Consider the following 13,337-nt stretch of genomic DNA (forward strand, 5'->3'; position numbering starts at 1 on the left):
GAAAATCAAAAATTGTTTTTGATGTTCGATGCTGTGAGTGCCCACACAGATTGCTTGATTCAAATTGTTAAAGAGCGTTACGCTTGTCGCGTTGAGGAGGCGCATATTACGCTTCTCACTTCGAAAGTCAAGCGATTGTTTTCGCTTTCTTTCGGCGCCCACTTCACTAGGAAGCTGGCTCATCAGTTTGGCGCGTTCCGCCGTGCTGGTAGGGGCGCATTATAGAGAGCCGCGCCGGGATGACAAGGGCTTTTTCATCAAAAAAGTTCGTTCGCTCAGATATCAAGCAACCACCTCTTTTTTCGCTCGAAATGGCATCAATTCTGACTATTGCCGGATTTAAATTGAACATTTGAAAAGCCAATTTATAATTGGTCATCTCAAATGTTTAATTGGAATCCCCTCATGCATCAAATCCTCGATAACCATAAGGAAGAGCAAATCATCCCGCTGTTCCGCTTGGGGTTCCGACCCTTCTTCTTGTTCGGGGCTCTGTTTGCGGCCGTCGCCATGTTGCTCTGGCTGGGGCAGCTCAACGGTTGGCTTACCTTGCCCGGGATTGCCAACCCAATCTGGTGGCATGGTCATGAGATGCTGTTTGGTTTCGGGGCTGCCATCGTCGCGGGTTTTCTGCTCACCGCGGTGCAGAACTGGACGGCCCATCCCGGTGTTCGGAGCTGGCCATTGGCAATGGTGGTGGGGGTGTGGATGTTGCCAAGGACCTTGTTACCCTGGCTGGGTGAGGAGAATACGCTCCTGATGGTGGCAGACCTGCTCTGGTTGCCGCTTTGCACCTGGTTCCTTGCCAAGCCTATCTTGATAACCCGGCAATGGCGCAACCTGTTCTTCGTGCCCCTGTTGCTGATGCTGACCCTACTCAATGGCGCCAGCTGGTTATGGCAGGCCGATTGGATCACCGTTGAGCACCTATTGATTACAACTGTGCTGTTGTTTACTACCCTGATCGCCGTGATGGGTGGAAGGGTGATTCCGTTCTTCACCGCCCGAGCAACCGGTCAGGAGAAAGCTGCTCCTCGACTCTGGCTGGAACGGACTGCGCTCGCGACACTGTGGCTTATCTTGCTCTGCTGGCTGCTGCTCCCCACCCAATGGGTCACCAGCATATATATAGTGCCTCTCTATATAGTGGCGGCGAGTTTGCATCTGTGGCGACAACTGCGTTGGCATCTGCCATCGACCCTTGCGCATCCCCTGCTGTGGTCACTCCATCTCGCTTATCTGTTTATCCCTCTTGGCCTGTTCGCCCTTGCGGTACATAGCGCAGGTCTGCCCATCACGTTGTCAATGGCCAGCCACCTGCTCAGCGCAGGCTGCATGGGGACCATGATCCTGGGCATGATTGCGCGAGTATCCCTCGGCCATAGCGGTCGGGCCTTGCAAGTGGGACGCAGGATCACTGGCGCATTCGCCCTGGTTATCGCTGCCGCTACAATACGGGTGGTGATTCCCCTGTTCTGGCCTGCTTATACCCTGCATGGCTGGAACCTCAGCGCGCTTGCCTGGATCGCTGCCTATGGTCTGTTTGTCTGGGTCTATATCCCGATACTGATCCGCCCCAGAGCAGATGGTCGACCGGGTTGATGACTGCGGAACATGTTCAGGGTATTGCCACCGGATAGTGGATCAAGTTGTGGAAAATTGCCGGGGCTATGCCCAGATTGCGATAACCGTGGGGACGATCGGCAGCAAAACGCACAGCCTCCCCTTGCATCAATGAGCTCCACTCCCCTTCCACCAGCACCTCCATCATGCCGCTGATGACGATGACATGCTCGGTCACTCCCGGCTCATGGGGCTCGGATTCACGCTGGTAACCCGGCAACAGGGTCAGCTCAAGCAACTCGAAACCAAACCGGTTTTCATAAGGGAAGAGCGGAGCCACTTGCATGCCCTCTCCCGCTGGCTGCTGGCGAATGGCATCGGCGGTGCGATAGAGCACCTCTGCCTGCGCAGCGGGTGTGGGCTCAATGAAACTGGAAAATGAGACTCGAAAACCGGTGGCGATCTTCCACAGCGTCGCCACCGTTGGGCTGGACTCTCCCCGCTCAATCTGCCCCAGCATCGCCTTGCTGACACCCGTTTCGCGCGCGGCGGCATCCAGGCTCCAGCCGCGCTCGCTGCGCAGCCCCTTCAGTCGAGCAGCCAGATGCTGACTCATCTCTTGCATAACTGCCTCTTTATTACTCTTGCACGATGCGCCTTGTACGCTATAGCGCACAGCGATATAGTCAAAGCTGTATTGTACGTAATAACGCACAGCGCGTCACAACGCCAAGAGGAAGAGTCATGCCCTTCGCCATCCCCCATCTGGTCGCAGGCTTTATCGCCGTGATGGTCGGCTACACCAGTTCCGTCATCCTGATCATCCAGGCCGCCACGGCAGCAGGTGCTGATACAGCTCAAGTCGCCTCCTGGCTCTGGACGCTGGGGATCGGCATGGGGGTGAGCTGCATCGGCCTCTCTCTCTATTACCGCATACCCATACTGACCGCCTGGTCCACACCGGGCGCGGCACTGCTGATCACCACGCTGGGCAACTTCACTCTGGCGGAAGCGATCGGCGCCTTTGTGATCTCCTCCCAGCTGATCACTCTGTGTGGCATCAGCGGCTGGTTCGACCGTTTGATGAAACATATCCCGGCTCCACTGGCCGCCGCCATGCTGGCTGGCGTGCTGCTCAGATTCGGATTGGATCTGTTCAAGGTCGCCCCGCAAGATCCCTTGCTGCTTGGCACACTGCTGCTGGCCTTCCTGCTGGGTCGTCATCTCTGGTCCCGCTATACCATGGTGCTGGTACTGGGAGTGGGGATGCTGATCTGCAGCGTGCGGGGGGATTTGCAAATGGGCACCCTTCACTGGCAACTCGCCAGCCCGGTCTGGACATGGCCAGCCTTCTCCCTTGATGCCCTGTTTGGCATCGCGCTGCCGCTGTTCATTGTCACCATGACATCGCAAAACATGGCGGGAATTGCCATCTTGCGGGCCCACGGCTATCAGCCTTCCACCTCCTCGCTGGTCAGCTGGACTGGCCTGACTGGCCTGCTGCTCGCTCCTTTTGGCGGCTATGCCTTCAATCTGGCCGCCATCACTGCCGCCATCTGCATGGGCAAAGAGGTCGACCCGGATACCAAGCGCCGCTGGCCAGCTGCGGTATGGGCGGGTTGCTTTTATCTCCTGACCGGCTGCTTCGGCGCAACCGTCGCGGCCCTGTTTAGCGCCTTTCCGGCAGCCCTTGTCACCTGCGTCGCTGGTTTGGCCCTGCTAGGCACCATCGGCAGCAGCCTGCACTCTGCCTTGCAACAGGATGAAGCGCGAGAAGCTGCACTGCTCACCTTTATCATTACCGCGTCCGGGATCAGCCTGCTCGGCATCGCGGCAGCCTGCTGGGGTCTGCTGATTGGTCTGGCTATCTATCAGTTCCAATCATATCGACAAAGGAATCAATTGAACCTCAAACCGTGAACCTCTGCACACTATCCACAGAAAATGATTCACAAGTGAAACTAATTTCCCTCTAGTGGTGTCAGGGCGCCAATCTTCCCGGACATGGTGCCCTGTCAGGTTCCATGCAACGGAGTATAAAAATGAAAAATCAGGCTGTCTTGTTACTACTGGCCATACTGGGTGCTACGAGCGTCCAGGCTGCCGATACGGATCGAGAGCTGGCTCGCCAGCTCGCACTTCAGCAGAAAAACCTGCTGCCCCTGCTGAGCAATCAGCAATACCAGAGCCCGCTTCCCAACCTGCTGCAGAAGGCCACAGCCCGCGCCTTAAACGGCAGGCGAGCGATGCCAACCAGGCAGCCATCAGCCGGCAAGGACTGGATGGCGAGGTCAAACAACTGATGCAGTTGCGGCTGGCCAACACCGATCAGGCCGCAGCACTGCAGCAGGGCGTCGAACCGCTGGTCGCCTATGTTCCAAGTGGAGATGAGAAGAGCTGGAGCGCCATTGAAGCGTTCGACAGCGCTGGCAATCCCGTCTATCTGGATGTGGACAAGGCACCGGCCCGGCCGGTTCTGGTAGTCGAAGCCGATCCCGTCAAAGCCAAGAACGCAGGCTTGAAGGTGATGCGCAAAGCACTGGCCGATGCGGATCTGCAAAGCGCCCCGCGAGTGGCTGCCAGCACTGCGCCACTCAAGACCAGTATCCTGAAAAAGATCAGACTGAAGGATGATCAGGAGCCCTGGCTGCTCGGCGCAGCAGAAGTGTATGCAGTGGTCGCAGGGGTCAATCCCAGCCGGGATGAGCCAGTGGTCGATATTGTCGACATGCCCTACCTCGACTATGACAACACAGACTACACCCCCAACCAGATCCTGGTTTACTGGGATCGCTATCGCTGGGGTGCCGTCGATGTGGTGATGATGGAGCAGGATGACAACGTCAACTACAAGGAGCTGAGCGCCCTGCTGATTGAAGCTCTCAAACTCGGCTTTACTGCGGGTGGCGTGCCGGAAGCCCTGCCCTTCCTCGATCTCGGCGGTCGCATCGTCAAGGCACTGCCCGACTCCTGGATGACCAACAACGACGACTATCTGGATACCTTCTACACACTGGAGCAGGATCAGGTCTATCGCCAGTATCCGGGGGCTGCCGGTAATGCGGTTATCGATCTTGAGCCAAAAGAGATCGCCCCGACCAGACCTTGATAATCGGCCATAACGAAAAAGCCAATGAGCAACTCATTGGCTTTTTGCTTTTATCGCGGTGACCACCGGTCAACCCTTGGGACGAACCCCCAGAGTATGGCAGATGGCATAAGTCAGCTCGGAGCGGTTCAGGGTATAGAAGTGAAAATCCTTCACCCCTTCCTGACTCAGCACGCGCACCTGATCGATGGCGATGCTCGCCCCCACCAGATTGCGAGTCATCTGATCGTTATCCAACCCCTCGAAACGCTGATGCATCCAACGCGGGATCTTCACATTGGTAAAACCGGCAAACTTGGCCAGGGTCTGATAGTTGGAGACCGGCAGGATCCCCGGCACGATTTCAGCATCAATACCGATGGCGGCGCAGCGATCCCGAAAGCGCAAATACGTTTCCACATCGAAGAAGAACTGGGTGATAGCACGGTTGGCACCGGCATCGATCTTGCGCTTGAGGTTGAGCAGGTCGGATTGCGCACTCTTGGCCTCCGGGTGCCCTTCCGGATAGGCGGCAACCGAGATATCAAAGTCAGCCTCTGACTTGAGCAGGGCAACCAGATCGGTGGCATACATATCCGGCTTCTCCAACCCCTGCGGCAAATCACCGCGCAGAGCCACGATATGACGAATACCGCTGTTCCAGTAATCACGGGCGATGGTGCGCAATTCGTCGCGGCTGGCATCGATACAGGTCAGGTGAGGCGCCGCAATCAGGCCTGTCCGTTCCTTGATGTCCTTGATCACCTTGTGGGTGCGATCACGGGTGCCGGAGTTGGCGCCATAGGTGACGGAGACGAACTTGGGTTCCAGCACTTTCAGCCGTTCGATGGACTGCCAGAGGGTATTCTCCATCCCTTCACTGTTGGGCGGAAAAAACTCGAAACTGACCGATATATCGCCATTCAAATCTGCCAAGCTCTGGTTGAGCGCCTCAACCTGACGTGCACTGTGAAATCCCATCTGCTCTTCTCCCTGTCCTGCAATCCATCTGCCTACGTCAAAACGGATGTTTGGACGTCTAAACGTCTTTATATTTATGAGTAAAACGACACAAAGTCAACAGGGATTTACCTCACATCCGATCTGACGAACTTCATATTTACAAAATTAACGGTACGTAACCGAAAAGTGCCCATCCCAAAATTGCCCCAGTCGAGTTATGATGGGGGCAGATCGTCCTGGACGTTCTGAATCTGCGTGTGATTGTTTGGCCGGAGGTTTCTCCGGCCCCTTTTCATCTATTTCCCACTCCTGCCGATAACAGAATGAGTCTTTGCAGGAGCACCATCATGGATACCCACCCCGGCTTTGCCACCGACTTGCTGTTCGATCGCTATCAGGGCGAGGTTATTCAGCACGATCAGTTCTGGGCGGTTCGCACGCCGGATGCTCCCGACTATTACTTCGGCAACTACCTGCTGCTCCCCACCCCGCCCAGCGACCGCGACAAAGGCTGGCTGGAAGCCGCATTCGATCAGTTGATCGGTCAAGATCCTCGAGTGCGCCACCGCACCTTCCAATGGCCACTGGCCGCCGGACAAAACAGCCGGATCGCCGGTTTTGTCGCAACGGGTTACCAATATATGGAGTGCGTGGTGCTGGCGCTGGATGAACAGAGCTGCCCACCCCCTCACGACGACATGAACAAGGTTGAGGCACGTACCTTCACCACTGCTGATTGGCCTGAGTGGCTCGACTTCGAACTCCATGAACGGGATGAGGGACACTCGGAACAGAGCTATCTTCCCTATCTGCGATCCCGCCAGGCGCTCTATCAGGCCATGATTGCCGATGGTCTCGGGGACTGGTGGGGGATCTGGCAAGAGGGGCAACTGGTCGCCAGCTGCGGCCTCTTCTTTTGCGGCACACTTGGGCGTTTCCAGTTGGTACGCACGCACCATGCGTGGCGCAACCAAGGGTTATGCCGCCAGCTGCTGAGTCAGGTGGCTCGCGCAGGATTATCCCGTGCCAAACAGCTGATCATAGTGGCTGACGAGCATTACCATGCCCAGCGCATTTACCGCTCTCTGGGGTTTGCACCGGTTGCCCGCATCGGCAGCCTCTGCCGCTGGCCCCACGAAGCACAATAAAGCGATACATGCTGGCCGCGAGCCATAAAAAACGGGAGGCTAATGCCTCCCGCTCTTATTGATGCAGATGACCTATTGCTGTGGCTGCTGTGGCGCCTCCAGCTCGTTGGAGAGCGCCTGATCTACCTCATCCGACTGCGCCGGTAATGGGGCAGCAACCGCTGATGCGGGTTCTGCGGAAGTCACAGCAGGTGACACCACGGCCGATGTTTCACTGGTCGCGGGGGCTGCGGACACCTCAGTCGCTGGCGCTGAAGCCGAAGCAGGGGCAACCGCATCACACTGACAATCCGCGCTCTTGGCCTTGTTGCCCTGATGAGGGGCATACCAGCCCTTCAAGCCACTTTCCAGTCGATCCGCGGCCGCCTTGGGATCCATCTTGCCAAGCAGCACCGCCTGACTCACCTCGGCCAGTTCATCCCCCAACTTGGGCGTACCACGGGAGAGGATCTGGGTCGCCACCCGAATGGTCGAGTCACACTGATCGCGCCACTCCATCATCTCTTTGGCCGCCAGATTGGTGACATCGAAGAAGTGGTTGGAGAGGGAGAAGAATCCCGGCAGCGAGTTGGTATAGAGCTCGGCAAATTGCGGCGTCGTCAGCCACTGCAGGAAGGCCATCGCCCCCTCTTTGTTCTTGCTGGCCGGGTTCATCCCCATACCGATATCGGTATGGTCGGTAAAGAAACAGCCATCACCCTGTTTGGCCACCGGCGGACGCATGACGCCAAAATCGACCTTGCCGGTGAAGGGAGCAATCTCCCAGGAGCCCGCCACATAGAAGGCAGCCTTGCCCGAAGTGAACAACTCGTTGCTGGTCGCGTAATCGCGGCTCTCACCACCCTCACCGAGGTAGGAGCGCCAGCGGGCCAGCTCGTCGAACACCTTCACATATTGCGGGTTGTCCAACCGCTCCTGCCCGCCAATCAAAGCCAGACGGCCGTCCTCTCCCTTCCAGTAGTTGGGGCCAATGTTCTGGAACCCCAGTTCGGAGGCAACCCAGCTCTCGGAACCGCTCATGGCCAGCGGCACATAGCGACCGTCGGCCTTGATCTTGTCCAGCACGGCGAAGAACTGATCGCGGGTTTGCGGCAAGGTGATCCCCAATTCACTGAGGATCTTCTTGTTATAGAAGAAGCCATGGATCACCGAGGCCATGGGTACACAGAAGGTCTGGGCACCGGAGTCAGTCTGCCAGGGTGACTGGGCAAAACTCGGGAAGTTCTCCATCCCCGCCATCTCGGTCAGCTCGGCCAGATGGCCCGCCTTGAACAGGGCGAGCGAGTCATCAAACGGACGACAGGTAATGAGATCCCCCGCCTTACCGCCTTTCAGGCTCTCCCACAGAGTGGGCATGTAGTTGACATTTTGCACCGGATGAAAACTCACCTTGATGCCGGGATGCGCCGCTTCAAATGCCGGGATAATCTTCTGCTCCCACAACGCCTTGTCATCGGTTCGCCAGCTTTCAATCACCAGCTCGCTGGCCATCAGCTGGCCACACAACAGGAGACTCAGGGCTCCAATCCACTTTTTAGACATAAGCCCTCCTAGACCTTGAAATGTGCGATCAATTGCTGCTGTTTGGCGACCAGGTCGGCCAGCACTTCGCTGCTGCTGGCGGATTCGCGCGCCTCCCGCTCAGTCTCGTATGCCACATCGGCAATACCGGCGATATGACGAGCGACCCCCTGACTGACGGAGATCTGCTCCTGCGCGGCATGGGCCACCTGATCCGCCATCGACTTGATGGCCCCCATCCGCTCGGCAATGGATTGCAACGCCACATCCATCTCGCGGGTCTGCTCGACACAGCTCTGGGTCTGCTCCTGGCTGCGCCCCATCACTTCAACCACATGCTTGCTGGAGCTCTGCAGGTTCTCAATCATCCCCTGGATCTCTTCGGTCGAAGTCTGGGTGCGATTGGCCAGCGCCCGCACCTCATCGGCCACCACCGCAAAACCACGACCTGCATCACCAGCACGGGCCGCTTCGATGGCGGCGTTCAAGGCCAGCAGGTTGGTCTGCTCGGCAATGCTGCGGATCACATCGAGAATGCTGCCGATGTTGTTGCTGAATTCGCCAAGTTTGTAGGTGATCCCGACCGCCTCTTCCATGGCACCAGCCAACTGCTCGGTGATCCGGCGAGTGGTGGCCACTTTCTGGCGGCCACTGCGCGCCTCTTCATCGGCCAGATCCACTTCCCGCTTGGTACCATCGGTAGAGCGGGCCACCTCGGTGGCGCTCACTTCCAGCTCGGTAATGGCGGCGGCCACCTGATCAGTCTGGCTCTTCTGCTCTTGCACCCGGGACATGGCCCGTTCGCTGATCTCGGCGGCGCGGCTCGCCTCATCCACCAGATGGCGGGAGCCTGCATTGATTTGAGAGAGTAGTTCACCGGTCTTGCCCGCCAGCGTATCGATGGAGCGAGAGAGGCTGCCAAATTCGCAACTGCTGCGGTAGTTGATGCGGCGGGTCATGTCACCGGCCGCCATGTAATCGAGCTCCTTGTTGATCATCTGCAACGGGCGCTGAATGCTGCGCGCCGTGGTATAGCCGATCACCAGCGCGGCAGCGGCCGACATCGCGGCAACCACCAGGATCCAGAAGCTGGCACTGCTGACCGCAGCATCGGCGTTGATCCGGCTGTCGCTGGCAATGGCCCCGGCGGACTTGCCCATCTCATCGAGCAAATTGAGGCTGTTGACCAGACTGGCATCCAGCTGCTGATTTTGCGTGGCCAGCGACAGCGCCAGTTGCTGAGCCTGACGCATGGTTGCCAGCAAGCCCTGAGCGCCAAGTGCCAGCTCCTGCATCCGATCCAGATTGGAGACAAAGCGCGCTTTCACATCATCGGGCACCAGCACCCGCTCCAACCGCTTGCGGGCCATCTCGATGTCCTTGCTCAACACCTTTTCCAGCTCGTTCAGGTCGGTTCTGGCATCGGCACGGCGGATATTCTTCAGATCGCGGGCGATACCCGAGGTAATAAGCTCCGCCTTGTTGCGCATGGAGCGCTTACTGGCGGTCTGTTGCAGCAGCAAATCCGCCGCCCACTGGTAGGTATCCTCAAGGCGGATAAATTCCATCTCCAGCTTGTGGCGCTGATCCAGCGCACTGACCCACTGTCGATGCTGTGCCAACACCTGATCCGCCAAGCCATAAAATTGGGTGGTAGCACTCTCGACCTGCTGGAAGCGGGCACGAGCATCCGCTACGTCGGTAAATTTACCCATCTCCTGACTCAGCTGGGCGAAGCGGTTCTGCTGCTCCTTGAACTGATTGGCCAACTGCGGCAACTGGGCTGCATCTTCACTGGTGCGGTAGACCAGCACCCAGCGGTTACTATCCTGCAATGCCCCCTTGAGACCTGCGACAGCCACTACCAGCGGGGTTGCCCGGTCAGATACGGCAGAGAGGCCGTCATTTATACCCTTGATTTTAAAGGTACTGATCACACCAAGCAGGATCAGCAACAGCAGCATCAACACGAATCCGGCGATGATCCGCTGCACGATAGATAAGCCCATGGAGACATCCTCACTCATTGGGGGAAGGTAAAGTGAACATAGTCACTATCGGCAGGGGTGGCGAATAACTGAAATAAAGCGGCAGGTATTTAATTGATTTGTATCGGGTTGGATCACAGTACAGACAAAATCAGCCATACGAAAAAAGCCCGGCACAAGCCGGGCTGAAAGAGACGTACTTTGCTATCTTCCGCGGTCCGTTCAGAACCGCAGTCAGAATCATTAGAAGCGGTAGCCAACACCCACCATAAAGGCCATCGGGTCGATATGCGTTTTGAAGGTGCCAACACCATCAACTTTAACATCTGTATCGATATCCATGATCCAGGCTGAACCGTTTACAAACCAGCGATCTGTAACCGCCATATCGATACCGACCTGACCTGCCAGACCCCAAGAGTCGTCAAGGCTGATATTGGCACCATCAAGTGCTCCCACCCCCTTCTCATCAAAGAAGGTGGTGTAGTTCACACCCACACCAACATACGGGCGAACCTTGCTCTGGGCATCGCCAAAATAGTACTGGGCCATCAATGTTGGAGGCAGATGTTTAACCTTGGCAATCTCACCAAGATCGCGAGTACTCACTCTATGGGAGAATGGGGTTGCAGCCAGCAACTCAACACCCCAGTTGTCGGTGATCATATAACCGAGGGTCAGGCCAAGCTGTTGATTACTGTTAATCTCAAATTCACCGGTACCCAATACGTTGTCACTGCTCTCCTGAGGAGAAACGATGGCCAAACCACCACGAACCAGAATATCACCAGCCTGATGGGCCATGGCGAAAGGAGAGGTCACTGCAGCGGCAATCATCAGAGGAAGTAATTTTTTCATCACGTAATCCCTTTTTTTGTTTTCATTTGATGCTGTAAGCCCGCTGACTATATGCCCTTGTAAATGCAAAGTTATTGACTTGGAGCAAAGGTTGCACAGAAATAAATCGATTGGTGTGACATCTTTGCGCACCATCCCAATCTCGTTGAGTCCCCAGACAACAAGCCGAAATGCCTGTTTCGACAGGTTGTAACTACCCGCATTCAGTGCCAAAAGGAGCAAGCAAACCACATCTTATTGCGCGGCTGAGTGGCTATTAATTGTTGTTAATATGGGCAAATCAGCGTATTTTTTGCGCCATACAAGTTACTGGGAAGTAATGGTTTATTTATGAAAAATGAGTCGAAATGGCAAAAGGTGGGGGCCTTTCTCGCGGCCGTGTGGGGAATCGGATCCTTTCTCTTTATCCTGCTCGGTTTTATTGTCGCCTTGGCCTATCTGGTATTGGTACGGCAGGGTTAATCCGGATTGACAGAGTGCAGCAGGGTGATATGCCCCCCTTCGGCAAGCTGTTCCGGAGTCTGGCCCATTCCCTCCGCAGAGAGGCTACCAGCGTAGCCAAACCACCGATTTCGCCCACCGACTTTGGCCTGATACAGCGCCATGTCCGCCAGTTTGAAGCTATGACTCCAGAATGAATCCGGGTACTCCGGGTGCAACGGATAGCGGCAGAACCCCAGCGACACCGTCAACCAGAGTGGCGCATCCTCTTTGCCAAAGCGGTGCTGAGCGACACGCTGGCGCAGATATTCGACCCGCAGCGCCAACTCTTGCTCGTCATCCACCTGCAACAGCAACAAGAACTCCTCCCCGCCCAGCCGGATGATCGGCTCGCGCTCTCCTGTCACCACCTTGCGCAGCAGATCCGCCAGCTGTTTCAGCACCAGATCCCCGATGTCATGGCCAAGGCTGTCATTGATCCGCTTGAAATGATCCAGATCCAGCAGCAATAACAGACAAGGTTTGGCCCGGTTGGCCTGCAACCAACCATCGAGATAGCGACGATTGAAACAACGGGTCAAGGGGTCGGTGAATGCAGCCATCTCCATCTGGCTGGATTTTTCCAACAAATCATCGTGTTGCTGACTGACCTTGCTGGCCATCTCCCTGAACTTGCCGCTCAGGGTCGCCATCTCGGCGCTGCTGTCGATATAGGGGATCAAGGTGGCATCTGGCCGATCGCCAAAGCGTTGCAGCGCCGACACCAGCTGCTGCAACGGAGTAAGCACAATGCTATTGAGCCGATACATGGCGATCATGACGCAGATAAAACTGATAAACAGCATGCCGATAAAGGTCCAGAGCGCCCCCTCCATGACGCCACTCAAGATCTTTCTCTCCTCCTCAATCACCAGAGTCAGCACCGGCTGGTTATCGCTGTTGAGCAGTCGCACCTCTCCCCTGAGCCGGGTGAGCCCAAGGTCGATCAGGCGATACGTTATTTGCGATTTCAGTGGTTTGAAGGTAGCGGTGACATCCAGATTGGCGTGGGAAATCGCCAGAGGCAGCGCGGTACGCTCCGATACCTGCTCGAGATAGGCCTTGTCGAGCCAACGTACAACCAGCAAGAAACCGTTGAACGGTGCCGACTCGTCACTGTTTCTGATCGGCTGCCACGAGTACATCAGCGGCCCCCACTGGGAAGCACGGATCCCGTGCAGATTGATGCCCCCTTGCGCCACCGAGCGCTCCCTTAACTGCTTTTTCAGTTCATCAAGGAAGTAGGGAAACTGATCCGGATTGATCCCCGGCGCATCGGGTAGCAGGGTGCGCGTCCAGATTTCGTAGCCGGTGAGATCCATGAAGCTCATCAGGTTGAGACTAAAATCCCGCATCGGCATATCACTGAACAGATTGGATTCGATGTACCCCCTGCTTTTGTTGTCCATAAAACGGTGACTGTCATCCCAGATGCCCCAATCCCGACTGAATGCATCCAGAGCTGCCACATCCGCCTGCACTGCCTTGGTCACGCGCAGCAGATGCTCCTTCATTCGCTGCTCTTCAATCCGGCTGGCAGCCGGGATCTGGGCCCACGCCAGCAGGACCAGCAATAGCAGGATCGCCCCCAGCCAGATGGGGAACATGGAGTAAGCCAACTGATGATCAATTGTCCGCGGAGCCTGAGCCATAACCCGATATACCCATTACCATGATGCCGAGCTGTCAAGCCTGCCCACACTTGACGAGCTTCCCCCTATGCTCCCG

10 protein-coding genes and 1 pseudogene are annotated in these 13,337 nt (G+C 56.6%); 5 read left to right on the forward strand and 6 right to left on the reverse strand.

Going from position 1 to position 13,337, the window contains the following annotated elements:
• Both OKB77_RS08135 and OKB77_RS08140 read left to right on the forward strand, forming a co-directional pair.
• On the forward strand, nucleotides 1-225 hold a 225-nt coding region (locus OKB77_RS08135; protein WP_270817361.1), incomplete at its 5' end, for a hypothetical protein.
• 180 nt (nucleotides 226-405) lie between these two features.
• Nucleotides 406-1,602, forward strand: a complete 1,197-nt coding sequence (locus OKB77_RS08140) for an NnrS family protein (RefSeq protein ID WP_123172284.1) — start codon at nucleotides 406-408, stop codon at nucleotides 1,600-1,602.
• Between the two features lie 16 nt (nucleotides 1,603-1,618).
• Here the strand turns inward: OKB77_RS08140 and OKB77_RS08145 are convergent, their stop codons facing one another.
• On the reverse strand, nucleotides 1,619-2,188 hold the full coding sequence (locus OKB77_RS08145) for a helix-turn-helix domain-containing protein (protein WP_040067672.1): 570 nt from the start codon (nucleotides 2,186-2,188) through the stop codon (nucleotides 1,619-1,621).
• Between the two features lie 119 nt (nucleotides 2,189-2,307).
• Between OKB77_RS08145 and OKB77_RS08150 the strand changes: the two genes are divergently transcribed.
• Nucleotides 2,308-3,483: a benzoate/H(+) symporter BenE family transporter gene (locus OKB77_RS08150; RefSeq protein ID WP_123172283.1), complete on the forward strand. Its 1,176-nt coding sequence runs from the start codon at nucleotides 2,308-2,310 to the stop codon at nucleotides 3,481-3,483.
• Between the two features lie 122 nt (nucleotides 3,484-3,605).
• Nucleotides 3,606-4,672, forward strand: a pseudogene (locus tag OKB77_RS08155) (DUF3103 family protein).
• A gap of 69 nt (nucleotides 4,673-4,741) precedes the next feature.
• Here OKB77_RS08155 and metF read toward each other — a convergent pair.
• Nucleotides 4,742-5,632: a methylenetetrahydrofolate reductase gene (gene metF / locus OKB77_RS08160; protein WP_005340191.1), complete on the reverse strand. Its 891-nt coding sequence runs from the start codon at nucleotides 5,630-5,632 to the stop codon at nucleotides 4,742-4,744.
• A 329-nt stretch (nucleotides 5,633-5,961) separates the two neighbouring features.
• On the opposite strand from metF, the gene OKB77_RS08165 reads away from it, so the two are divergent.
• Nucleotides 5,962-6,762, forward strand: coding sequence for a GNAT family N-acetyltransferase (locus OKB77_RS08165; RefSeq protein WP_123172282.1), 801 nt, complete (start codon nucleotides 5,962-5,964; stop codon nucleotides 6,760-6,762).
• A gap of 72 nt (nucleotides 6,763-6,834) precedes the next feature.
• On the opposite strand, the gene OKB77_RS08170 is transcribed toward OKB77_RS08165, so the two are convergent.
• The 4 genes from OKB77_RS08170 to OKB77_RS08185 all read right to left on the reverse strand — a co-directional run bounded on the left by OKB77_RS08170 (nucleotide 6,835) and on the right by OKB77_RS08185 (nucleotide 13,261).
• Nucleotides 6,835-8,304: an ABC transporter substrate-binding protein gene (locus OKB77_RS08170; protein ID WP_123172281.1), complete on the reverse strand. Its 1,470-nt coding sequence runs from the start codon at nucleotides 8,302-8,304 to the stop codon at nucleotides 6,835-6,837.
• 8 nt (nucleotides 8,305-8,312) lie between these two features.
• Entirely contained in the window at nucleotides 8,313-10,292 is a 1,980-nt protein-coding gene (locus OKB77_RS08175; RefSeq protein WP_064341417.1) for a HAMP domain-containing methyl-accepting chemotaxis protein, read from the reverse strand.
• 222 nt (nucleotides 10,293-10,514) lie between these two features.
• Nucleotides 10,515-11,129: an outer membrane protein OmpW gene (gene ompW / locus OKB77_RS08180; RefSeq protein ID WP_005354990.1), complete on the reverse strand. Its 615-nt coding sequence runs from the start codon at nucleotides 11,127-11,129 to the stop codon at nucleotides 10,515-10,517.
• 458 nt (nucleotides 11,130-11,587) lie between these two features.
• The gene (locus OKB77_RS08185) at nucleotides 11,588-13,261 is read right to left on the reverse strand and encodes a sensor domain-containing diguanylate cyclase (RefSeq protein WP_064341416.1); all 1,674 of its coding nucleotides are present in this window, start codon (nucleotides 13,259-13,261) and stop codon (nucleotides 11,588-11,590) included.
• Nucleotides 13,262-13,337: the final 76 nt, after the last annotated feature.

This window comes from Aeromonas sp. Y318-3, assembly GCF_027706185.1.
GTDB lineage: Bacteria > Pseudomonadota > Gammaproteobacteria > Enterobacterales > Aeromonadaceae > Aeromonas > Aeromonas veronii.